16 protein-coding genes and 1 pseudogene are annotated in these 22,399 nt (G+C 66.2%); 10 read left to right on the forward strand and 7 right to left on the reverse strand.

The window, feature by feature from the left end; translation table 11 throughout:
• Positions 1-466: 466 nt before the first annotated feature.
• The gene (locus RTW82_RS00005; protein WP_043241223.1) at positions 467-2,533 is read left to right on the forward strand and encodes a putative bifunctional diguanylate cyclase/phosphodiesterase; all 2,067 of its coding nucleotides are present in this window, start codon (positions 467-469) and stop codon (positions 2,531-2,533) included.
• Between the two features lie 150 nt (positions 2,534-2,683).
• Here the strand turns inward: RTW82_RS00005 and RTW82_RS00010 are convergent, their stop codons facing one another.
• The gene (locus RTW82_RS00010; RefSeq protein WP_265167775.1) at positions 2,684-3,595 is read right to left on the reverse strand and encodes an E3 ubiquitin ligase family protein; all 912 of its coding nucleotides are present in this window, start codon (positions 3,593-3,595) and stop codon (positions 2,684-2,686) included.
• Entirely contained in the window at positions 3,595-4,167 is a 573-nt protein-coding gene (locus RTW82_RS00015; RefSeq protein ID WP_043241229.1) for a LemA family protein, read from the reverse strand. The genes RTW82_RS00010 and RTW82_RS00015 overlap by 1 nt, the downstream gene beginning before the upstream one ends.
• Before the next feature lie 201 nt (positions 4,168-4,368).
• Between RTW82_RS00015 and RTW82_RS00020 the strand changes: the two genes are divergently transcribed.
• The 8 genes and pseudogenes from RTW82_RS00020 (at position 4,369) to RTW82_RS00050 (ending at position 15,869) form a co-directional block, all read left to right on the forward strand.
• Entirely contained in the window at positions 4,369-5,706 is a 1,338-nt protein-coding gene (locus tag RTW82_RS00020; RefSeq protein WP_316923916.1) for an imelysin family protein, read from the forward strand.
• 246 nt (positions 5,707-5,952) lie between these two features.
• Entirely contained in the window at positions 5,953-7,380 is a 1,428-nt protein-coding gene (locus tag RTW82_RS00025) for a di-heme oxidoredictase family protein (RefSeq protein ID WP_316923917.1), read from the forward strand.
• A gap of 10 nt (positions 7,381-7,390) precedes the next feature.
• Entirely contained in the window at positions 7,391-8,455 is a 1,065-nt protein-coding gene (locus RTW82_RS00030; RefSeq protein WP_043241239.1) for an imelysin family protein, read from the forward strand.
• 1 nt (position 8,456) lies between these two features.
• Entirely contained in the window at positions 8,457-9,551 is a 1,095-nt protein-coding gene (locus tag RTW82_RS00035; RefSeq protein WP_316923918.1) for a DUF1513 domain-containing protein, read from the forward strand.
• A gap of 687 nt (positions 9,552-10,238) precedes the next feature.
• Positions 10,239-10,349, forward strand: a pseudogene (locus RTW82_RS31575) (hypothetical protein); the annotation flags it as partial.
• Between the two features lie 228 nt (positions 10,350-10,577).
• Positions 10,578-11,282, forward strand: coding sequence for a methyl-accepting chemotaxis protein (locus RTW82_RS31580; protein WP_410478748.1), 705 nt, complete (start codon positions 10,578-10,580; stop codon positions 11,280-11,282).
• Between the two features lie 342 nt (positions 11,283-11,624).
• A complete protein-coding gene (locus RTW82_RS00045; RefSeq protein WP_316923920.1) occupies positions 11,625-12,779 on the forward strand; it encodes an efflux RND transporter periplasmic adaptor subunit in 1,155 nt (384 codons plus the stop codon).
• A gap of 24 nt (positions 12,780-12,803) precedes the next feature.
• A complete protein-coding gene (locus RTW82_RS00050) occupies positions 12,804-15,869 on the forward strand; it encodes a multidrug efflux RND transporter permease subunit (protein WP_271660144.1) in 3,066 nt (1,021 codons plus the stop codon).
• A gap of 56 nt (positions 15,870-15,925) precedes the next feature.
• Here the strand turns inward: RTW82_RS00050 and RTW82_RS00055 are convergent, their stop codons facing one another.
• From RTW82_RS00055 to RTW82_RS00070, 4 genes are all read right to left on the reverse strand, one after another.
• Positions 15,926-16,630 carry a lipopolysaccharide kinase InaA family protein gene (locus RTW82_RS00055; protein WP_316924330.1) on the reverse strand — a complete coding sequence of 235 codons (705 nt, stop codon included), beginning with the start codon at positions 16,628-16,630 and terminating at the stop codon, positions 15,926-15,928.
• Between the two features lie 388 nt (positions 16,631-17,018).
• Complete coding sequence (locus tag RTW82_RS00060; RefSeq protein WP_043241251.1) at positions 17,019-17,243, reverse strand: hypothetical protein; 225 nt, start codon at positions 17,241-17,243, stop codon at positions 17,019-17,021.
• Between the two features lie 562 nt (positions 17,244-17,805).
• Positions 17,806-19,086 carry a HAMP domain-containing sensor histidine kinase gene (locus RTW82_RS00065; RefSeq protein ID WP_316923921.1) on the reverse strand — a complete coding sequence of 427 codons (1,281 nt, stop codon included), beginning with the start codon at positions 19,084-19,086 and terminating at the stop codon, positions 17,806-17,808.
• Positions 19,076-19,759, reverse strand: a complete 684-nt coding sequence (locus RTW82_RS00070; RefSeq protein WP_043241257.1) for a response regulator transcription factor — start codon at positions 19,757-19,759, stop codon at positions 19,076-19,078. The genes RTW82_RS00065 and RTW82_RS00070 overlap by 11 nt, the downstream gene beginning before the upstream one ends.
• A gap of 161 nt (positions 19,760-19,920) precedes the next feature.
• On the opposite strand from RTW82_RS00070, the gene RTW82_RS00075 reads away from it, so the two are divergent.
• A complete protein-coding gene (locus tag RTW82_RS00075) occupies positions 19,921-20,649 on the forward strand; it encodes a phosphatase PAP2 family protein (protein WP_316923922.1) in 729 nt (242 codons plus the stop codon).
• Between the two features lie 104 nt (positions 20,650-20,753).
• Here RTW82_RS00075 and groL read toward each other — a convergent pair whose 3' ends face one another.
• Positions 20,754-22,394 carry a chaperonin GroEL gene (gene groL, locus RTW82_RS00080; RefSeq protein ID WP_316923923.1) on the reverse strand — a complete coding sequence of 547 codons (1,641 nt, stop codon included), beginning with the start codon at positions 22,392-22,394 and terminating at the stop codon, positions 20,754-20,756.
• Between the last annotated feature and the right edge of the window lie 5 nt (positions 22,395-22,399).

Here is a 22,399-nt window from a genome sequence, read left to right on the forward strand (position 1 = left end):
CAGGTGCGCACGGGCTTTCGTAGGATGGTGTAGAGCGAAGCGAAACCCATGCGGTGGAGGTAGCGCAAACCCTCGGGCGCCCGGAAAGGGCCGTGCTTGAGCGCCTGCGTTAAAATCACAACAGCTAACGCAGACAGAGCCAAATCAACGCCCCCGGAGCGAAGCTTGCAGTGCATCTGCCGGCAGACGACGAACGGCTGGAGACGCCGGGAGGCGCCGTCCGCCGGATCGCCGGGGCATTCGCCCAGGCTGTGCCAGAATGAAATCCGTCGAACGGCATTAAAGCGGGGAGCCAGCGCACCGACACAGTGCAGACTGGGACAAGGTTCGTCCGAAGAATGTGCCGGCTGAGAACCGGACAAGGTGAAAATCCGCGCATTTGCGTAATGGCCCTTTGACGGCTATCTCGTGTTTGCCAATACTCAAGCGGTCTGACGCCTACCGGCATCGAACAAGGAATCCCTACTTGAAGCTGGATCTCAAACACAGCTTGTCACTGAAGTTGCTCCGCGTGGTGCTCCTGTCCGCGCTGGTGGTCGGTGTAGTGCTGAGCTGCGCGCAGATTGTGTTCGACGTCTACAAGACTCGGCAGGCGGTGGCCAACGATGCCCACCGCATCCTCGGCATGTTCCGCGATCCCTCGACCCAGGCCGTCTACAGCCTCGATCGGGAGATGGGCATGCAGGTGATCGAGGGCCTGTTCCAGCACGAGTCGGTCCGCTTCGCCGCCATCGGCCACCCCAACGAGCCCATGCTCGCAGAGAAGTCGCGCCCGCTGATGGAGCTGCCGACCCGCTGGCTCACCGATGCCATCCTCGGCAAGGAACAGAACTTCACCACCCAGCTGGTGGGCCGCGGCCCGTACAGCGAGTACTACGGCGACCTCAACATCACCCTGGACACCGCGCCCTACGGCGAGGACTTCGTCGTCAGCTCGGTGATCATTTTCGTCTCCGGGGTGCTGCGCGCCCTGGCCATGGGCCTGGTGCTCTACTCGGTCTACCACTGGCTGCTGACCAAGCCGCTGTCGAAGATCATCGAGCACCTCACCAACATCAATCCCGACCGCCCCAGCGAGCACAAGCTGCCCATGCTCAAGGGCAACGAGAAGAACGAACTGGGGTTGTGGATAAACACCGCCAACGAGCTGCTGGCCTCCATCGAGCGCAATACCCACCTGCGCCGGGAGGCGGAGAACAGCCTGCTGCGCATGGCCCAGTACGACTTCCTCACCGGGCTGCCCAACCGCCAGCAACTGCAGCAGCAACTGGACCAGATCCTCGATGACGCCGGCCGCCTGCAGCGCCGCGTCGCCGTGCTCTGCGTCGGCCTGGACGACTTCAAGGGCGTCAACGAACAGTTCAGCTACCAGACCGGCGACCAGTTGCTGATCGCCCTCGCCGACCGCCTGCGTGGCCACAGCGGCCGCCTCGGCGCCCTGGCCCGCCTGGGTGGCGACCAGTTCGCCCTGGTCCAGGCCGATATCGAACAACCCTACGAAGCGGCCGAACTGGCCCAGAGCGTGCTCGACGACCTCGAGGCGCCCTTCGCCCTGGAACAGCAGGAAGTGCGCCTGCGCGCCACCATCGGCATCACCCTGTTCCCGGAAGACGGCGACAGCACCGAGAAGCTGCTGCAGAAAGCCGAACAGACCATGACCCTGGCCAAGAGCCGCTCGCGCAACCGCTACCAGTTCTACATCGCCAGCGTCGACAGCGAGATGCGTCGTCGGCGCGAGCTGGAGAAAGACCTGCGCGAAGCACTCAACCGCAACGAACTGCACCTGGTCTACCAGCCCCAGGTCGACTACCGCGACCACCGCGTGGTGGGCGTCGAGGCGCTGCTGCGCTGGCAGCACCCGCAGCACGGCTTCGTGCCGCCGGACCTGTTCATCCCCCTGGCCGAACAGAACGGCATGATCATCCCCATCGGCGAATGGGTGCTGGACCAGGCCTGCCGCCAGCTGCGCGAATGGCACGACCAGGGCTTCAGCGAACTGCGCATGGCCATCAACCTGTCCACCGTGCAGCTGCACCACGCCGAGCTGCCACGGGTGGTGAACAACCTGCTGCAGGTCTACCGCCTGCCGCCGCGCAGCCTGGAAGTGGAAGTCACCGAGACCGGCCTGATGGAGGACATCTCCACCGCAGCCCAGCACCTGCTGAGCCTGCGCCGCTCCGGCGCGCTGATCGCGATCGACGACTTCGGGACCGGCTACTCCTCCCTGAGCTACCTGAAGAGCCTGCCGCTGGACAAGATCAAGATCGACAAGAGCTTCGTCCAGGACGTGCTCGAGGACGAGGACGACGCCACCATCGTGCGCGCCATCATCCAGCTCGCCCGCAGCCTGGGCATGCAGGTGATCGCCGAAGGCGTGGAGACCCAGGAGCAGGAGGCGTACATCATTTCCCAGGGCTGCAACGAGGGGCAGGGCTACCTCTACAGCAAACCCCTCCCCGCCCGCGAACTCACCGGCTACCTCAAGCAGGCCCGCCGCCTGACCAACGCCGCCTCCAACCCCGCGACGCTCTGAATCCCGGCCATGAAAAAGCCCGCCTCGATGGCGGGCTTTTTCATGGTTGCCGTTCGGCTTCGTGCGTGCCCTTCCCGGGCTGAAGCCCGGGCTACGGAGCTCGTAGGTTGGCGCCGAGCGCAGCGAGGCCCAACGCAGAGGCGCCAGGCATCACACCAGCCCCGTCACCTGCAGCAGGTACACGGTGGCCACCGCGCCGATGATGCACACGGCAGCCCCGCCCAGGGCCTGCCAGTAGAAGGAGCGCGCGAGCACGTCCTCGCCATGGCTGGAGAGCAGGAAAGGCCGCGACTCGCCGGGCTTGCGCAGGTGGTTGACCGCGGGCGCGGCGCTGGTGGAGCGGTGGCGGTCCTCGGCCTCCAGTTGGGCGGCGAGGCGCACGCGGTTCCACTCGGCCTCGTCCAGCTGGCCATCGCCGTTGCTGTCGAAGCGCCGCAGCAGGCCGCTGAAGTCGCTCTTCCATTCACGGATCACCGCGCCCTGGGCTGCCGTGCCGTCGAAGCCCTGGTGGCCGGCACCGGCGGTGTGGAAATCACCGATGGCATAGAGCGGGCCGCCGAGGTGCAGACGCTCCTCGGTGTAACGGTATTCGCCGCCCCCCAGCAGCATGCCGAGGAAACCGGGCTGCGCCGCGACATTGCGCGGGTGGCGCTGGTTGCCCTTCCACACCTCGCGGGTGGAGGGGCGCACTTCGGCGCCGCGCGGGTCGATCAGGCAATCGCCGGTGCCATCGCCCAGTTGCAGCCACTGGTCGCTGGTGCCGCTCTCGATCACCCGCCAGCTCTTGTTCTTGCCGCTCTCCTGGTACTCCTCGATACGGAATCGCCACCACAGGCAGGGCTTGCCGGTGAGCGGCGCCTGCAGCTGGCCAAGGGTGGATTCCTGGAGGACGCCATAGAGCTCGACATAGCCCTGGGCGGCGGAGCGGATCTTCGAGGTCGGCGTATCCAGCAGGAAGCGCGCCTCGGACAGGCGCTTGAGGCACCACCAGCCGCCGCCGAAGAAGGCGCCGAGGCTGAAGGCCAGGCTCATCGCGAGCCCGGCGGCATCGCCACTGACCATCAGTTGAACAGCGACTTGAGGTCGACGTCGGCCTTCTCGGCCTCGCTGAACACCAGCAGCTCGGCGGGCTTGAAGCCGAACAGGCGGGCCAGCAGCACATCCGGGAACTGCTCGATGCGCACGTTGTTGAGGTTGACCGCTTCGTTGTACAGCTCGCGCCGGTCGGCGATGCCGTTCTCCAGGCCGCTGATGCGCTGCTGGAGGAACTGGAAGCTTTCGTTGGCCTTGAGCTGGGGGTAGTTCTCCGCCAGGGCAAAAAGCTGGCCCAGGCCGGCACGCAGGCCGCTCTCGGCCTGGCCCAGGGCGCCGACGTCGCCACGCTCGCGGGCGCTGGCCACGGCGTTGCGCGCGGCGATGACGTTTTCCAGGGTGGTGCGCTCGTGCTGCATGTACTGCTTGCAGGTCTCCACCAGCTTGGGCAGCTCGTCATGGCGCTGCTTGAGCAGCACCTCGATGTTCGACCAGGCCTTGGTCACGCCGTGCTTGAGGCGCACCAGGGCGTTATAGAGGGTCACCGCGTAGGCGGCGACCAGCAGGGCAGCAACGATCAGGGCGACACTGGTCAGGGACATGCGAGCAACTCCTTGGCTTCGGTGGAACATGACTGCTGGCATTCTAACGTCAGCCCGGCTGGCGCATAGAGACCACGGGCACATCCCGCATCCAGGGGACGCTGCATCGGGCCTTTTCAAAAATGCAAATCTTTCGCATTATGTCGCGGTTTCTCGGGCGCAATTGCGCCACGTCCCCCACAACACGCAAAGGAATTCGCCATGAGTCGTATGCCCCTGGCTACTGCCAGCCTGCTTGCCATTGCCATCACCCTCGCCGGTTGCGGCGACGACAAGGACAAGGCCGCCGCACCGCAAGCCGCCGCTCCAGCAGCCGCCAGCAGCACGCCTGCCGCGACCGTAGCGAAAGTCGACGAAGCCGCCGCCAAGGCCGTGGTCAACCACTACGCCGACCTGGCTCTGGCCGTGTTCAGCGATGCCCACAGCACCGCCGTGAACCTGCAGAAAGCCGTCGACGCCTTCATCGCCAAGCCTGGCGACGACACCCTGAAAGCCGCCCGCGAAGCCTGGCTGGCCGCGCGCACCCCGTACATGCAGAGCGAAGTCTTCCGCTTCGGCAACGCCGTTGTCGACGATTGGGAAGGCGGCCTCAACGCCTGGCCGCTGGACGAAGGCCTGATCGACTACGTCGCCAAGGACTACCAGCATGCGCTGGGCAACCCGGGCGCCACCGCCAACATCATCGCCAACAAGGAAATCCAGGTCGGCGAAGACAAGATCGACGTCACCGAGATCACCGGTGAGAAGCTCTCCAGCCTGAACGAGCTGGGCGGTTCCGAAGCCAACGTCGCCACCGGCTACCACGCCATCGAATTCCTCCTCTGGGGCCAGGACCTGAACGGCACCGGCCCGGGCGCCGGCAACCGCCCGGCTACCGACTACGCCCAGGGCAAGGACTGCACCGGCGGCAACTGCGACCGCCGCGCCGCCTACCTGAAGGCCGCCACCGACCTGCTGGTCAGCGACCTGGACTACATGGTCGGCCAGTGGAAAGCCGGCGTTGCCGACAACTACCGCGCCAAGCTGGAAGCCGAACCGGCCGAATCCGGCCTGCGCAAGATGCTCTTCGGCATGGGCAGCCTGTCCCTGGGCGAACTGGCCGGCGAGCGCATGAAGGTCGCGCTGGAAGCCAACTCCCCTGAAGACGAGCACGACTGCTTCAGCGACAACACCCACAACTCGCACTTCTACAACGGCAAGGGCATCCGCAACGTCTACCTGGGCGAGTACAAGAAGGTCGACGGCACCACCCTGACCGGCCCGAGCCTGTCGTCCCTGGTCGCCAAGACCGACGCCGCGACCGACACCACCCTGAAGGCCGACCTGGAAGCCACCGAAGCCAAGCTGCAGGTCCTGGTGGACAGCGCCAACAAGGACGTGCACTTCGACCAGCTGATCGCCCCGGACAACGCCGAAGGCAACCAGATCGTCCGTGACGCCATCGCCGCCCTGGTCAAGCAGACCGGTGCCATCGAGCAAGCCGCTGGCAAGCTGGGCATCAGCGACCTGAAACCGGACAACGCCGATCACGAATTCTGATCGACCCGGTAACAAGCGAAGCGGATGCGGCGCAACGCCGCATCCGCTTTTTTGTGGGCGCTCGTCAGCCCGCGCAAGAGCAGCGCAGGGCCGCTCCCCATGCGGGCCCCAGCTTCTTCCCCGGGCCTTTTGACGCACCCGCCCGAGCAGCGGATCGCCCTCATGGGCAAACGCAAATCCCTCTTATTTAATAATCCTTCGCCTGCTAACATTGCCCGCCTGTTTTCAGCCGACCGGACCCCGCCAATGCCCGCTTCATCGGCCTTGCGCCGCGCACTTCCCCTGCTGCTAGTACTTGGCCTGGGCGCTTGCGACGACGCGCCACGCTTCACCCAGGCAGAGCCGGGTGAGCACCTTTCCGGCGGCGCCACCACGGTCGACCAGAGTGACCGCAACGCCTTCTCGCTGCCCTCGGCCAACCTGCCGCCGAGCCGGCGCCTGGACTTCAGCGTCGGCAACAGCTTCTTCCGCAATCCCTGGGTGATCGCGCCCTCCTCCACCACCGCCCGTGATGGCCTGGGCCCGCTGTTCAACACCAACGCCTGCCAGAACTGCCACATCAAGGACGGCCGCGGCCATCCGCCCGAGCCGGGCGCGATCAATGCCGTGTCCATGCTGGTGCGCCTGTCCATCCCGGCCGAAGCCAAGGCCGAGCACCAGCGCACCCTGGAGCGCCTGGGCGTGGTGCCCGAACCGGTGTACGGCGGCCAGCTGCAGGACGTGGCCATCCCCGGCGTCGCCCCGGAAGGCAAGGTGCGCATGCGCTATGAGACGGTGCCGGTGACCCTCGCCGACGGCACCCGCGTGGAGCTGCAGAAGCCGACCCTGGAAATCACCCAGCTCGGCTACGGCCCCATGCACCCGCAGACGATGTTCTCCGCCCGCGTCGCCCCGCCGATGATCGGCCTGGGCCTGCTGGAGGCCATTCCCGAAGCCGCCATCCTCGCCAACGTGGGCGCCTCCAAGGACAAGCCCGCCGGCATCGTCGGCCGCGCCAACCAGGTCTGGGATGACGCCGCCGGCAAGACCGTGCTCGGCCGCTTCGGCTGGAAGGCCGGCCAGCCCAGCCTCAACCAGCAGAACGCCCACGCCTTCTCCGGCGACATGGGCCTGACCACCAGCCTGCTGCCCCGCGACGACTGCATGCCCGCCCAGATCGACTGCCTGGCCGCGGTCAACGGCGGTGTGCCCGAGGTCAGCGACAACATCCTGCGCCTGGTGCTGTTCTATGCCCGCAACCTGGCTGTGCCCGCGCGGCGCCAGGTGAACGACCCGCAGGTGCTCGACGGCAAAGGGCTGTTCCACCAGGCCGGCTGCCAGGGCTGCCATGTACCGAGCTTCACCACCGGCAGCGATGCCGCCGAGCCGGAGCTGGCCAACCAGGTGATCCGCCCCTACAGCGACCTGCTGCTTCACGACATGGGCGAGGGGCTGGCCGACGGCCGTCCCGAGTTCCAGGCCAGCGGCCGCGACTGGCGCACCGCGCCCCTCTGGGGCATCGGCCTGACCGAAGCGGTCAATGGCCACACCCGTTTCCTTCACGATGGGCGCGCCCGCAACCTGCTCGAGGCCATCCTCTGGCACGGCGGCGAGGCCGAGACGGCGAAACAGACCGTCATGCGCTATGACGCTGGACAGCGAGCCGCGCTGCTGGCATTCCTGAATTCCCTTTAAGGAGCCCTGCATGTTCAGACCCAAACTGCTCTTCACCAGCCTCGCCGCCCTGGCTCTCGGCGCCTGCGCCCCACAGGACCCGCAAGCCCAGGCCACCGCTGCGCTGGCCAAGCAGGTGATCCTGCCCACCTACAGCCGCTGGGTGGAAGCCGACCGCGCCCTGGCCGCCAGCGCCCTGGCGTTCTGCTCCGGCAAGGAAGAGCTGGACAAGGCCCGCGCCGATTTCCTCGTGGCACAGAAGGCCTGGGCCGAGCTGCAGCCGCTGATGGTCGGTCCGCTGGCCGAAGGCAACCGCGCCTGGCAGGTGCAGTTCTGGCCGGACAAGAAGAACCTGGTGGGTCGCCAGGTCGAGCAGTTGGTCAAGGCCAAGCCCGACATCGACGCCGCCGGCCTGGCCAAGTCCAGCGTCGTGGTGCAGGGCCTCTCGGCCTACGAATACATCCTCTTCGACAGCAACCTGGACCTGGCCGACCAGGAACAGAAGGCCCGCTACTGCCCGCTGCTGGAAGCCATCGGCCAGCGCCAGCAGAGCCTCGCCGAGGAAATCCTCGCCTCCTGGAACAGCAAGGACGGCATGCTCGAGCAACTGAGCAAGTTCCCCAACCAGCGCTACGCGGACTCCCACGAGGCCGTCTCCGAGCTGCTGCGGGTCCAGGTCACCGCCCTGGACACCCTGAAGAAGAAGCTCGGCACGCCCATGGGCCGCCAGACCAAGAGCCAGCCGCAGCCCTACCAGGCCGATGGCTGGCGCAGCGATACCTCCCTGGCCAGCCTGGGCGCCAGCCTGCTCAGCGCCGAGCAGCTGTGGCAGGGCGCCGACGGCAAGGGCATCCGCAGCCTGCTGGGCGATGACCAGAAGGCCCTGGCGGAGAAAATCGACGCCGCCTACGCCGACGCCCGCGCCAAGCTCGAAGCCCTGGACCCGCCGCTGAGCAAACTGCTGCAGAGCGAGGAAGGCCTCAAGCAACTGAACGTCTTCTACGACAGCCTCGACGTGGTGCACCGCCTGCACTCCAACGAGCTGGCCCGCGTCCTCAACGTGCAACTCGGCTTCAATGCCAACGATGGTGACTGATATGTTCCGCCGCCAGGTACTCGCCCTCGGCAGCCTGCTGCTCGGCGCCGCGACGCTCGGCGGCTGGACCCTGAGCCGCAAAGGCCGCGACCCGCTGCTGCTCTCCGCCCGTGACGATGCCGACGGCGGCCACTACGCCGTCGGCTACCGCCTCGACGGCACCCAGGTGTTCGCCACCCGCGTGGCCCAGCGCTGCCACGACATCGTCGAGCACCCCAGCGAGGCGGTGGCCCTGTTCGTCGCCCGCCGCCCGGGCACCGAGAGCTACCTGATCGACCTCACCGACGGCAGCCTGCTGCAGACGGTGAAGTCCCTGCCCAACCGCCACTTCTATGGGCACGGCGTGTTCCACAAGAGCGGCGAATGGCTCTACACCACCGACAACGACACCAGCGACCCGGGCCGCGGCCTGCTCGGCGTCTATGCCTACGCCGACCGCCGGCTGGTCCACCAGGGCGAGCTTTCCACCCACGGCCTGGGTCCGCACCAGGTGTCCTGGATGCCCGACGGCGAGACCTTCGTGGTCGCCAACGGCGGCATCCGCACCGAGGCCGAGAGCCGCGTGGAAATGAACCTCCACGCCATGGAGCCGAGCCTGGTGCTGATGCGCCGCGACGGCAGCCTGATCTCCCGCGAGACCCTGCCCCAGCAGATGAACAGCGTGCGCCACCTGGCCATCGCCGCCGACGGCACCCTAGTCGCCGGGCAGCAGTACATGGGCGACGCCAGCGACCACGCCGATCTGCTGGCGATCAAGCGCCCGGGCCAGCCCTTCCAGCCCTTCCCCCTGGCGGACGAGCAGCGTCTGTCGATGGCCCAGTACACCGCCAGCGTCGCCATCCACGACGAGCTGCGCCTGGTGGCCCTGACCGCCCCGCGCGGCAATCGCTTCTTCATCTGGGACCTGGACAGCGGCGCCGTGCGCCTGGACGCGCCCCTGCCCGACTGCGCCGGCGTCGGCGCGGTGAAGGACGGCTTCGTGGTCACCTCCGGCCAAGGCCGCTGCCGCCTCTACGACTGCCGCAAGGCCGAGATCGCCGCCGCTCCACTGCAACTCCCCGCCGGACTCTGGGACAACCACCTGCACCTGGCCTGACCCCTGCATTTCGTCGCCGCGGCCTAAACGAACGGTCGCGGCGGCCGACCTATACTCCATCTGCAACCCATCCCTCCCACGTCCCCGAGGCGTAATCCCATGTCCCTGCAAAACTCCCTGCGAGGCCAGCTACTCGCGTTGTTGGGCGGCAGCCTGCTGCTGATCCTGGTCATAGCCTTGACCTGCTTCAACTTTCTATCTGGAGGGATCCAGTCCTACCGCAACCTGGTAGGCGGCACGCTGGAGGCGTCGAGCCTCGTCGACAGCGCCAACGTCGAATTCAAGGGCCAGGTGCAGGAATGGAAGAACGTCCTCCTGCGGGGCAAGGATTCGGCTGCCCTGGCCAAGTACTGGGGCCAGTTCGAGGACCAGGAGCGCAAGGTGCAGGACATCCTCGGCAAGCTGGTCAGCGAGACCCGCGAGCAGGGCGACTCCAGCCTGCAGAGCCAGGTGGAGCGCCTGCGCAACGAGCACCAGAGCCTGGGCGCTGCCTACCGCAAGGGCCGCGAAGCCTTCCTCGCCGCCGGCGCCGACCCGAGTGCAGGCGACAAGGCCGTGCAGGGCATCGACCGCGCCGCCAGCGAGCAGATGACGGCCCTGGTCACCCAGCTGCATGACCGCGGCACCCAGCAGTCCGCCGAAATCAGTGCCAGCGCCGCCAGCACCGTAACCACCGGCCTGGTGGTGATGCTGGTGTCCAGCGTGCTGATCGGCCTGCTGGCGATCTGGCTGATCAACCGCCGCCTGATCGACCCGATCCGCAACCTGATCGACCACATCGCCCGCCTCAGCCAGGGCAACTTCGGCGAGCGCGTCGACACCAGCCGCCGCGATGAGCTGGGGCGCCTGGCCAATTCGGCCAACGTTCTCCGCGACTTCCTCGCCGACACCTTCAACCGCCTCAAGCACAGCACCGCCGAACTGGACAGCGCCAGCGGCGAGCTCAACGCCATCGCCACGCTGATGGCCGGCGGCACCCGCGAGCAGTTCTCGCGCACCGACCAGGTGGCCACGGCGATGCACGAGATGTCCGCCACCGCCCAGGAAGTGGCGCGCCACGCCGCCGACGCCGCCCGCGCCGCCGACGATGCCGACAGTTCCGCCCAGCAGGGCGAGCGGGTGATGCAGGCGACCATCCAGAGCATCACCGGCATGCGCGGCGAGATCGACTCCACGGCGGACGTGATCCGCCGCCTGGAGAACGACAGCGGCCGCATCAGCAAGGTGCTGGAAGTGATCCGTGGCATCGCCGAGCAGACCAACCTGCTGGCGCTCAACGCCGCCATCGAAGCGGCCCGCGCCGGCGAGCAGGGCCGTGGTTTCGCCGTGGTCGCCGACGAGGTACGTACCCTCGCCCAGCGCACCGCCGAATCCACCGCCGAGATCCACCAGATCATCGACACGGTGCAGACCGGCGCGGTGAACGCGGTGCGCGCCATCGAGAACGGTCAGAACCGCAGCGAGCAGAGCGTCACCCAGGTCACCGAGGCCGGCGCCATGCTGCAGCGCATCACCGGTGCGGTGGAAGCCATCCGCGACATGAACCGGCAGATCGCCACGGCGGCCGAGGAGCAGACCTCGGTGGCCGAGGACATCTCGCGCAACCTCACCGAAATCACCGCCATCGCCGTCACCAACAACGAAAACGTGCAACGCACCGAGGCGGCCAGTACCCGCCTGCACGAGCTCTCCGGCGAGCTCAACGGGGTCACCCGCCGCTTCAGCGCCTGACGCGTTTCCCGGCACAGGGATGTGCCTTGCCCCGCCCCGGCCGGTAGCACCTGCCGCGCCAGCGCCCTGACCGGGTTGCACCCTGCGCCCACCGCCCAGCCGCCCCTGGCGTCCAGCGTGCTTTTCCACAGCAAACCGCACGGGCTCCCGGCGGCCGTTTCCAGCTGGCTGAAATGAGGCGATCCGTGGCGATCTCCGGCGATCTGCAAGTGCCCAAATGGGCATCGTGCCAGCATGTAAACTTTTGCAATTCCGCGCCTTTGACTTGCCCCCGCCAGTGGTACTAAGGTGCACCCCTCGCCTATTCCCAGGCCTCAATCTGCCTTGCCAAGGAACCGGAATATGTTGCTCCGCCGCATGCTCATCATGCTCGGCGTGGTCATCCTCGTGGTGGCTGCGCTCGCCGTTTATAAAGTCTTCTCCATCAAACAGCAGATCGCCATGTTCACGGCGCCGAAACCGGCCATCAGCGTCTCGGCGGCCAAGGCCGTGGAGCAACCCTGGCAGGAGCGTCTGCCGGCCATCGGCTCGCTCAAGGCCTTCCAGGGCGTCGACCTGACCGTAGAAGTCGGTGGCACCGTGCAGGACGTGCTGTTCCGCTCCGGCGAGAAGGTCACCCTGGGCCAGCCGCTGATCCAGATGGACAGCGACGTGGAGAAGGCCAGCCTGGCCACCGCCGAGGCGACCCTGGCCCTGGCCCGCGTGGAGTTCGAGCGCGGCCGCAGCCTGGTGAACCGGCAGAACATCTCCAAGAGCGAGTTCGACCGCCTGTCCTCGGAGCTGCAGAAATCCACCGCCAGCGTTGCCCAACTGAAGGCCATGCTGGCGAAGAAGCGCATCGTCGCGCCCTTCTCCGGCACCATCGGCATCCGCCAGGTGGACGTGGGTGACTTCCTTTCCTCCGGCACCACCATCGCCACCCTGCAGGATCTCGGCACCCTGTTCGTCGACTTCTACCTGCCCGAGCAGGCGGTACCCAAGCTCGCCATCGACCAGCGCGTGCGCATCAACGTGGCCGCCTACCCGGGCGAGTTCTTCGAAGGTACGGTCGCGGCGATCAACCCCAAGGTCGAGGACAGCACCCGCAACCTGCAGGTCCGCGCCATGCTGCAGAACCCCGACAACAAGCTGCTGCCGGGCATGTTCGCCAACCTCGAAGTGCTGCTGCCGGGCGACACCGCGCGCATCGTCGTGCCGGAAACCGCCATCACCTACACCCTCTACGGCAACTCGGTCTACGTGATCGACGCCAAGAAGGGCGAGGACGGCCAGGTGCAGAAGGACGACAAGGGCGAGCCGATGCTGGTGGTCGAGCGCCGCTTCGTCGAGACCGGAGCGCGCCGCGACGGCAAGGTCGTGGTGCTCAAGGGCCTCAAGCCCGAGGAGCAGGTGGTGACCGCCGGCCAGCTGAAGCTGGACAACGGTTCCCATGTCGCCATCGCCGACGACCAGGCCCTGCAGCCGCAAACGGACAAACAAGCCAGCTCCGGGCAATAAGGCCCGACGCCAAGGAATACCGATATGGCTTTTACAGATCCCTTCATCCGTCGCCCGGTACTGGCGACCGTGGTCAGCCTGCTGATCGTGCTGCTGGGCTTCCAGGCCTTCAGCAAGCTGGTGATCCGCCAGTACCCGCAGATGGAAAACGCCCTGATCACGGTGACCACCGCCTACCCCGGTGCCAACGCCGAGACCATCCAGGGCTACATCACCCAGCCCCTGCAGCAGAGCCTGGCCAGTGCCGAAGGCATCGACTACATGACGTCGTCGAGCCAGCAGAACCTGTCGATCATCTCGATCTACGCGCGCATCGGCTCGAACTCCGATCGTCTCTTCACCGAACTGCTGGCCAAGGCCAACGAGGTGAAGAACCAGCTGCCGCAGGATGCCGAGGACCCAGTGCTGTCCAAAGAGTCGGCCGACGCTTCGGCGCTGATGTACATCAGCTTCTACAGCGACGAGCTGTCCAACCCGCAGATCACCGACTACCTGTCGCGGGTGATCCAGCCCAAGCTGGCCACCCTGCCGGGCATGGCGGAAGCGGAGATCCTCGGCAACCAGGTCTTCGCCATGCGCCTGTGGCTGGACCCGGTGCGGATGGCCGCCTACGGCGTCACCGCCGGCGACGTCAGCGATGCCGTGCGCAAGTACAACTTCCTCTCGGCCGCCGGCCAGGTGAAGGGCGAGTACGTGGTGACCAGCATCAACGCCACCACCGACCTCAAGTCCCCCGAAGCCTTCTCCGCCATCCCGGTGAAGACCCAGGGCGACAGCCGCGTGCTGGTGCGTGACATCGCCCGGGTCGAGATGGGCGCCGAGAACTACGACTCCATCAGCTCCTTCGATGGCATCCCCTCGGTCTATATCGGTATCAAGGGCACCCCCAGCGCCAACCCGCTGGATGTGATCAAGCATGTGCGCGAGATCATGCCGGAGCTGGAAGCCCAGCTGCCGCCGAACCTCAAGGTCTCCATCGCCTACGACGCCACGCGCTTCATCCAGGCCTCCATCGACGAGGTGGTGAAGACCCTGGGCGAGGCAGTGCTGATCGTCATCGTGGTCGTGTTCCTGTTCCTCGGCGCCTTCCGCTCGGTGCTGATCCCGGTGATCACCATCCCGCTGTCGATGATCGGCGTGCTGTTCTTCATGCAGCTGATGGGCTATTCGATCAACCTGCTGACGCTGCTGGCGATGGTGCTCGCCATCGGCCTGGTGGTGGACGACGCCATCGTGGTGGTGGAGAACATCCACCGGCATATCGAAGAGGGCAAGACCCCCTTCGATGCCGCCATCGAGGGCGCCCGCGAGATCGCCGTGCCGGTCATTTCCATGACCATCACCCTGGCGGCGGTGTATGCCCCCATCGGCTTCCTCGACGGCCTTACCGGTGCGCTGTTCCGCGAGTTCGCCCTGACCCTGGCGGGCGCGGTGATCATCTCCGGCGTGGTCGCCCTGACCCTGTCGCCGATGATGTGCTCCAAGCTGCTGCGCCACGAGGAGAACCCGAGCGGCCTGGCTCACAAGCTGGACATGATCTTCGAGCGTCTCAAGCGTCGCTACCAGAGCGCCCTGCACGGCACCCTCAACACCCGCCCGGTGGTGGTGGTGTTCGCGGTCATCGTCATGGCGCTGATCCCGATCCTGCTGATGATGACCAAGAGCGAACTGGCCCCCGACGAGGACCAGGGCATCGTGTTCCTCATGGCCAAGGCACCGCAGCCGACCAACCTGAGCTACCTGAACGCCTACACCGACGAGTTCGTGGACATCTTCAAGTCCTTCCCCGAGTACTACTCGTCGTTCCAGATCAACGGCTTCGACGGTGTTCAGGCGGGTATCGGCGGCTTCCTGCTCAAGCCCTGGGATGAGCGCGAGCGCACCCAGATGGAGCTGCTGCACGAGGTCCAGGGCAAGCTGGACCGCATCCCGGGCCTGCAGATCTTCGGCTTCAACCTGCCGTCGCTGCCGGGCACCGGTGAAGGCCTGCCCTTCCAGTTCGTGATCAACACCCCCAACGACTACGAGTCGCTGCTGCAGGTGACCGAGCGCATCAAGCAGCGCGCGGAAGCTTCGGGCAAGTTCGCCTTCCTCAACGTCGACCTGGCCTTCGACAAACCGGAGGTGGTGGTGGATATCGACCGGGAGAAGGCCGCGCAGATGGGCGTCTCCATGGAGGACCTCGGCTCCACCCTCGCGCTGCTGCTGGGTGAAGGCGAGATCAACCGCTTCACCATCGACGGTCGCAGCTACAAGGTGATCGCCCAGGTGGAGCGCGCCTACCGCGACAACCCGGACTGGCTGAACAACTACTACGTGAAGAGTGAAAGCGGCGCCATGGTGCCCCTGTCCACGCTGATCTCGGTCCACGACACCGCGCGGCCGACCAAGCTCAAGCAGTTCCAGCAGCTGAACTCGGCGATCATCGAGGGCTTCCCGGTGGTGAGCATGGGTGATGCGGTGGAGACGGTGACACAGATCGCCCGTGAGGAAGCCCCGCGCGGCTTCGCCTTCGACTACGCCGGCGCCTCGCGCCAGTACGTGCAGGAAGGCAGTGCGCTCTACGTGACCTTCGGCCTGGCCCTGGCGATCATCTTCCTGGTGCTGGCCGCGCAGTTCGAGAGCTTCCGCGATCCGCTGGTGATCCTGGTGACGGTGCCGCTGTCGATCTGCGGCGCGCTGATCCCGCTGTTCCTGGGCATCTCCAGCATGAACATCTACACCCAGGTGGGCCTGGTGACGCTGATCGGCCTGATCAGCAAGCACGGCATCCTGATCGTGGAGTTCGCCAACCAGCTGCGCCGCGACAAGGGCCTGAGCGCCAGGGAGGCCGTGGAAGAAGCCGCGTCCATCCGCCTGCGCCCTGTGCTGATGACAACCGCGGCAATGGTGTTCGGCATGGTGCCGCTGATTCTCGCCAGCGGCGCGGGCGCGGTGAGCCGCTTCGACATCGGCATGGTGATCGCCACCGGCATGTCCATCGGCACGCTGTTCACCCTGTTCGTGCTGCCCTGCGTCTATACCCTGCTGGCCAAGCCGGACCCACGGCCCGCCACCCAGCCGGAGGCAGAGCCCGCCACCAGCCATTGAGCCACGTTGAACGAAAAAGGCCCCGCAGATGCGGGGCCTTTTTCATTCAAGGGCCGTCAAAGGCGGTGCAACGCCTCCACGCGGCTGCCGAAGGCGAGCTCGTAGGCGGCCAGCAGGCAGGCCCAGTCATCCTCGCGAATGGCCGAATGACGCTTGATCTGGCCGACGTCGTTGAAGGCCGCCCGGGCGTGGGCGAAGCGACGGCGGCTCTTCTCCAGGTCGAGCAGGGCGATCTCCACCGATGCAGAGCCCTCCTCGTCTCCGAGCCGGATGAACACATGTTTGGGATAGAGGCAGCCGTGCTGCCAGCCACCCCGGTGCAGCCGCGCCAGCACCTCGGCCACCTGCCTGAGTACCTGTTCGCGCTCCGCCAGGGTGTCGGGCCGCCCTTCCACTGAGGCGTACCAGCGCTCGAAGTCGATGAAGCCGTCCAGCGCCTCAGTCACCAGCAGTGCCTGCCAGCCGGCCTCGCCGCCGCGCCGGGCACCACAGAAGACCAGCCGTGGCACCCTCACACCGAGGCGCTCGAACGCACGGATGGCGTCCCGTTCACGGAGCACCGTCGGGCGCCCGAAGGGGTGCAGCAGGCTGCGATAGAGGTGGCCGCACTGGCGCTTGCTATACAGCACGGCGCCGTCCTCGCGGCGCACCCGCTCCACCCCGCTCTCACCGCCCCGTCGCAGGTTCGGTGCTTCGACCCATTCCCCACGCCAGTTCCAGAAGCGCTCGAACGGGTCGTCCACATCGCTCGCCAACGCAATCACAGCTGTCTCCATCAGACCATCCCCTCCGTTTATCGCCTGGTCGGTCGCAGTCTCCGTCGAGATCCAGACCACCCAGGGGGGCAAATGACTCACGCCCTTTTTGATGTCGCTTGCGGTAACAGGAACGTGCACTCGGTAACCCTGTGCACGGCGGCAAGCCCGGACTCAAGTCACCCCATGGAGCAACGATGCCTCTATTCCGGGCGGTAAACCGCAGCAACCCTACTATCGCCAGTGGGTGAGCAGTAGGTCTGCAAGGTCCATACCGTTGCAGGAAATCGGCGCTGGAGGAACGAGAAAAGGTGCGTGGCGATCACGGAATGACGGCGGCGGCGCAAATGAAAAGCCCCGCATGCGCGGGGCTCGGATGTCTACGGGACGCTTCTCAGCCTTGCGGCCCCATGCCCTGGGACAGGCCGAACATCAGCAGCAGCAACTGCTTGTCCGGCATGACATCGGCCTTGTGGCGGGCGTTCGGCGGCAGGGGACAGTAGCCCAGGCCATTGACGCTGATGACCGACGGCGATGGCTCATGCCAGGCCGCCGCGGCGATGGAAGCGACGCCCAGAGCTCCGACGAGGAACAAAGCTCGTGTTATTTCTAACTTCATGATCGCAACCCCTTGATAGCGCTGCCAAACGCTGTGTGTTCACACTAGTTCAATAGTTCACAGTCCGCTTTTTCGAAGTGACGAATGGCATACCTGCGGTAATTCCCACCCGTCGCGGCTCTTGTCCCTAAGCAGCAGCGCACCTCTCAACCCACCTGTTCGCCGTCGTGTACGGCATCGCCGACTTTTACGACCGTCAGTTGGCAGACGGGCGAGCCTAGCAGCGATTTATTGCAAATCAGGGTCATTTCATCGCTGGCGCCGGCATTCCCGCCCAGCGGTCAGCACCCTGCGCCTGCCCCTTGAGGTAACAGATCAGGCACGAGGTAACCCATATGCCCACTCGTGGGGCCCGGCTAGGACCACAGATCGGGCGCCAGGTTTCATCACACCCCGGTGCAGACGCCTGCGTGCCCTCCCCCCGGGCACCGCCGGTGCTACCCCGGTGCAATGGGAGCCGAACACTGCAAGGTCCGTACCTTCGCCACGCCTCACGACTGCATTGGCAACCAGCTTCTGCCGGCGGGCGTCATGCCGCCGTGATGCCGATGTGAAAAAAGTGTCAGCCTGCAGGCGCGACCAGGTCGACGCGGAAGTGGCAGCCGCCGGAGACGGACGGCGTCAGGCTGACCACCCAGCCCTGGCTCTCGCAGATGCGCTTGACCAGCGACAGGCCCAGCCCGAGACCGTCGCCACGTTGCTCCAGGCCACGGACGAAGGGCAGGAACATCGCCTCGCGCTGCTCCTCGGGGATACCGATACCGCTGTCCTCGACGCTGAAGCCGCGCGCGTCCAGGCGCAGCTCGATGTGACCCGATTCGGTGTAATGCAGGGCATTGCGCAACAGGTTGCCCAGCACCGAACGCAGGAAGGCCGCGTTGTAACGCGTATCGGCAGGGTTGCCGGGCAGGTAGTCGAAACGCAGTCCCTTGGCTTCGATGGGTTCGCGCCAGAGGGCGGCCAGCTCGTCTGCCAGGCCGCCGAGACTGGCTCGCGGCACCCCCTCGCCGCCCTCGCGCTGGGCGCGGGCGAGCATGAGGAAGGTCTGCACCAGGTCGCGCATCTCCTCGCTGGCGCGGCCGATACGGCGCACCTGCTGGCGCGAGCGCTCGTCGAGGCCGGTGTTTTCCATCAGCAGCTCGCAGGAGGTGGCGATCACCATCAGCGGCGTGCGCAACTCATGGCTGACGTCACTGGTGAACAGGCGCTCGCGGGTCAGGGCATCGCGCAGGCGGCCCAGGGTGTCGTCGAAGGCCTGGGCCAACTGGCCCACTTCGTCCGAGGCGTAGTCAGGCGCCAGGGGCGGGGCCAGCCCCAGCAACTGGTCACGGTGACGGACCTGCCCGGCCAGGCGCACCACCGGTGCGATGACCTTGCGCGCCAGCAACCAGCCCAGTAGCGCCGAGAGCAGCACGCTGAGGATGAAGCCCACCAGCACCACGCCGTAGAGCGCCTGCTCACGGTCCTCGAAATCACTCTGGTCCTGCAGCAGGACGTAGCGGTGGCCGTCGATGTCCCGCACCAGCGCGTGGAACGAGAGCTGGCCTTCGAAGAGTTCGTGGAAGCCCGGCGCCAGCTTGGCGTATTCGGCGGGCAAGGCGTAGGGGCCGGTACCCTCGCCGAAGTAGAAACGGGTGTCGCTGTCCAGGCTCGGCGCCCGGCCCTTGGCGAGGTTCTCGTAGAGGATGCGCTCCAGCTCATTGTTCAGGTCGCGGGAGATCAGCTGTTCCTCGATCAGGTGCACCACTTCGATGATGCCCAGCGAGAAGGTTCCCCCCACCAGCGCCGTCATCAGGGTGAAGGCGATGACGATGCGCCGGGCGAGGCTCTGCCTAAACTCCATCGGCCGACTCCGCCAGTCGGTAGCCGAGGCCGTGCAGGGTGTGCAGCAGGGGTTTACCGAAGGGCTTGTCGATCACCTGGCGCAGTTGGTGGATGTGGCTGCGCAGGCTGTCGCTGTCCGGGCAGTCGTCCCCCCAGAGCGCCTCTTCCAGGGCTTCGCGGCGGACCAGGTGGGGGCTTTTCTGCATCAGCACGGCGAGCAGCTTGAGGCCGATGGGGTTGAGCTTGAGCGGCTTGCCGGCACGGCTGACTTCCAGGGTGTCGAGGTCGTAGCTCAGCTCGCCCACCTGCAGGGCACGCTTGCCGCCGCCCCGGGAACGCCGCAGCACCGCTTCGATGCGCGCGGCCAGCTCGGACAGGGCGAAGGGCTTGACCAGGTAATCATCGGCGCCGGACTTGAAGCCTTGCAGGCGGTCGTCCAGCTCGTCCCGCGCGGTGAGCATGATCACCGGCGTATCCCGCCGTGCCTCGTCGCGCAGCCGCCGGCACAGGGCGTAGCCGTCCAGCCCGGGCAGCATGATGTCGAGGACGATCAGGTCGAAGTGTTCGGTGGCGGCCAGGTGCAACCCGGAAAGGCCATCCTGGGCACAGTCGACGCTGTAGCCCTTGAGCTCCAGATAGTCGGCCATGTTGGCCAGGATGTCGCGATTGTCTTCCACCAGCAAAATCCGCATCTGCAGCTCTCCCGCCTCATCGATTTCCCGGCCCGCTCGGGGCCCCAGGCGCCTTTGACAGTTTTTTCACCCGCGGTTCACGGAGCCACCACGACGGCCACGGCAGATTACGCCCATTCCCTGGCCTGGCAATCCCCCGCCCCGTACTCCGGAGACACCGCATGCCCCCTTCCCTCCCCTCCCGCCCGCTCGCCTATGGCTGGGCCCTGGGCCTGCCCCTGGCGATCATCCTCGCGCTGCTGGTGATCGAGCCGACGCGCCTCGACTTCGCCCTGGCAGACCTGTTCTATCAGCCGGGAACGGGTTTCATCGGCGCCCACAGCTTCTTTCTCGAAGACGTGCTGCACGACCGTGCGAAACAGGCGGTGATCGCCGTCGCGGTGCTGGCGCTGATCGGTTTTGCCGGCAGTTGCCTGTACCGCCCCTGGCACGGCTATCGCCGGCGCCTCGGTTACCTGGTGCTCGCCATGGGCCTGTCCACGGCCATCGTCACGCCGCTCAAGGCCCTCACCGCCGTGCATTGCCCCTGGGACCTGACCCGCTACGGCGGCAGCGAAACCTACACCCCGCTGCTGGCCGAGCGCGCGCCCACCGCCAAGCCCGGCCGTTGCTGGCCAGGCGGCCACGCCAGCAGCGGCTTCACCTTCTTCGCCCTGTACTTCCTGCTGCGCGACCGCAATCGTCTTCTCGCTCGCCTGGCCCTGGCGGGTGCCCTGGCCCTGGGCGGGCTGTTTTCCATTGGACGGATGATGCAGGGCGCGCACTTTCTCTCCCACAACCTGTGGACGGCGCTGCTGGACTGGCTGATCTGCCTGGGCTGCTACCGCTTCATGCTCTATGCGCCCCAGGTCGACGAGGCACCAGGGGCGGCCACGGAACTGGCGCCCTGATAGCCGCCAGCAGCGTGGAGCGAGCCCCGCCGACGACGTTTCCACAGGCATAAAAAAGCCCCGCACAAGGCGGGGCTTCTTTCAGACCGGATGGACTGGGTGGCTTACATCATGCCGCCCATACCGCCCATGCCGCCCATGTCCGGCATGGCCGGAGCAGCTTTGTCTTCCGGCAGCTCGGCAACGATCGCCTCGGTGGTGATCATCAGGCCTGCAATGGAAGCAGCGGCTTGCAGCGCGGTACGGGTGACTTTGGCCGGGTCGATGATGCCGAACTCGATCATGTCGCCGTACTGGCCGGTGGCAGCGTCGTAGCCGTAGTTGCCCGAACCCTGCTTGACCTTGTCCAGGACCACGGAGGCTTCGTCACCGGCGTTGGCAACGATCTGGCGCAGCGGAGCTTCGACAGCGCGACGCAGGATGTTGATACCCGCGGTCTGCTCTTCGTTGGCACCGGTCAGGTCCTTGATGGCGGCCAGGGCGCGAACCAGGGCTACACCACCGCCAGGAACCACGCCTTCTTCCACAGCAGCGCGGGTGGCGTGCAGGGCGTCTTCAACGCGGGCTTTCTTCTCTTTCATCTCGACTTCGGTGGCAGCGCCAACCTTGATCACGGCAACACCGCCAGCCAGCTTGGCCAGACGCTCTTGCAGTTTTTCCTTGTCGTAGTCGGAAGAGGTTTCTTCAACCTGCTTGCGGATCTGGGCAACACGCGCCTCGATGTCGGCCTGCTGACCGGCGCCATCGATGATGGTGGTGTTTTCTTTGCTCAGAACCACGCGCTTGGCGTTACCCAGGTGTTCCAGGGTGGTGCTTTCCAGGCTCAGGCCGACTTCTTCGGAGATGACGGTACCGCCGGTGAGGATGGCGATGTCCTGCAGCATGGCCTTGCGACGGTCGCCGAAGCCCGGGGCCTTGACGGCTGCGACCTTGACGATGCCACGCATGTTGTTGACGACCAGGGTAGCCAGGGCTTCGCCTTCGACGTCTTCAGCCACGATCAGCAGCGGACGGCCGGACTTGGCAACGGCTTCCAGAACCGGCAGCAGTTCGCGGATGTTGGAGATCTTCTTGTCGACCAGCAGCAGCAGCGGGCCGTCGAGTTCGGCCACCATGGTGTCCGGCTTGTTGATGAAGTAGGGAGACAGGTAGCCGCGGTCGAACTGCATACCTTCGACGACGGACAGTTCGTTTTCCAGGCCCGAGCCTTCTTCGACGGTGATCACGCCTTCTTTACCGACCTTCTCCATGGCTTCGGCAATGATGTTGCCGATGGAGTCGTCGGAGTTGGCGGAGATGGTGCCGACCTGGGCGATGGCCTTGGTGTCGGTGCACGGCTTGGACAGGTTCTTCAGCTCGGCGACGATGGCGGTGGTGGCCTTGTCAATGCCGCGCTTCAGGTCCATCGGGTTGAGGCCGGCCGCAACCGACTTCAGACCTTCGGTGACGATGGCCTGAGCCAGAACGGTAGCGGTGGTGGTGCCGTCACCGGCAGCGTCGTTGGCCTTGGAGGCAACGTCTTTCACCAGCTGGGCGCCGATGTTTTCGATGCGGTCCTTGAGCTCGATTTCCTTGGCGACGGAAACGCCGTCCTTGGTGATCAGCGGGGCGCCGAAGCTGCGCTCCAGAACCACGTTACGGCCTTTCGGGCCGAGGGTGGCTTTAACGGCGTCAGCCAGGGTGTTCACGCCAACGAGCAGTTTTTTACGAGCGGCATCGCCGAATTTTACGTCTTTAGCAGCCATGTTCT

The sequence above is a fragment of the Pseudomonas sp. zfem005 genome (assembly GCF_032621735.1).
Taxonomy (GTDB): domain Bacteria; phylum Pseudomonadota; class Gammaproteobacteria; order Pseudomonadales; family Pseudomonadaceae; genus Metapseudomonas; species Metapseudomonas solani.

What these genes read in the sequence shown, in the direction of transcription:
- RTW82_RS00075 (WP_316923922.1), top strand. Translation starts at nt 19,921, where the DNA reads ATGCCCCCTTCCCTCCCCTCCCGCCCGCTCGCCTATGGCTGGGCCCTG.
- RTW82_RS00030 (WP_043241239.1), top strand. Translation starts at nt 7,391, where the DNA reads ATGTTCAGACCCAAACTGCTCTTCACCAGCCTCGCCGCCCTGGCTCTC.
- RTW82_RS00065 (WP_316923921.1), bottom strand. Translation starts at nt 19,086, where the DNA reads ATGGAGTTTAGGCAGAGCCTCGCCCGGCGCATCGTCATCGCCTTCACC.
- groL (WP_316923923.1), bottom strand. Translation starts at nt 22,394, where the DNA reads ATGGCTGCTAAAGACGTAAAATTCGGCGATGCCGCTCGTAAAAAACTG.
- RTW82_RS31580 (WP_410478748.1), top strand. Translation starts at nt 10,578, where the DNA reads ATGTCCGCCACCGCCCAGGAAGTGGCGCGCCACGCCGCCGACGCCGCC.
- RTW82_RS00050 (WP_271660144.1), top strand. Translation starts at nt 12,804, where the DNA reads ATGGCTTTTACAGATCCCTTCATCCGTCGCCCGGTACTGGCGACCGTG.
- RTW82_RS00045 (WP_316923920.1), top strand. Translation starts at nt 11,625, where the DNA reads ATGTTGCTCCGCCGCATGCTCATCATGCTCGGCGTGGTCATCCTCGTG.
- RTW82_RS00020 (WP_316923916.1), top strand. Translation starts at nt 4,369, where the DNA reads ATGAGTCGTATGCCCCTGGCTACTGCCAGCCTGCTTGCCATTGCCATC.
- RTW82_RS00025 (WP_316923917.1), top strand. Translation starts at nt 5,953, where the DNA reads ATGCCCGCTTCATCGGCCTTGCGCCGCGCACTTCCCCTGCTGCTAGTA.
- RTW82_RS00010 (WP_265167775.1), bottom strand. Translation starts at nt 3,595, where the DNA reads ATGGTCAGTGGCGATGCCGCCGGGCTCGCGATGAGCCTGGCCTTCAGC.
- RTW82_RS00035 (WP_316923918.1), top strand. Translation starts at nt 8,457, where the DNA reads ATGTTCCGCCGCCAGGTACTCGCCCTCGGCAGCCTGCTGCTCGGCGCC.
- RTW82_RS00070 (WP_043241257.1), bottom strand. Translation starts at nt 19,759, where the DNA reads ATGCGGATTTTGCTGGTGGAAGACAATCGCGACATCCTGGCCAACATG.
- RTW82_RS00015 (WP_043241229.1), bottom strand. Translation starts at nt 4,167, where the DNA reads ATGTCCCTGACCAGTGTCGCCCTGATCGTTGCTGCCCTGCTGGTCGCC.
- RTW82_RS00060 (WP_043241251.1), bottom strand. Translation starts at nt 17,243, where the DNA reads ATGAAGTTAGAAATAACACGAGCTTTGTTCCTCGTCGGAGCTCTGGGC.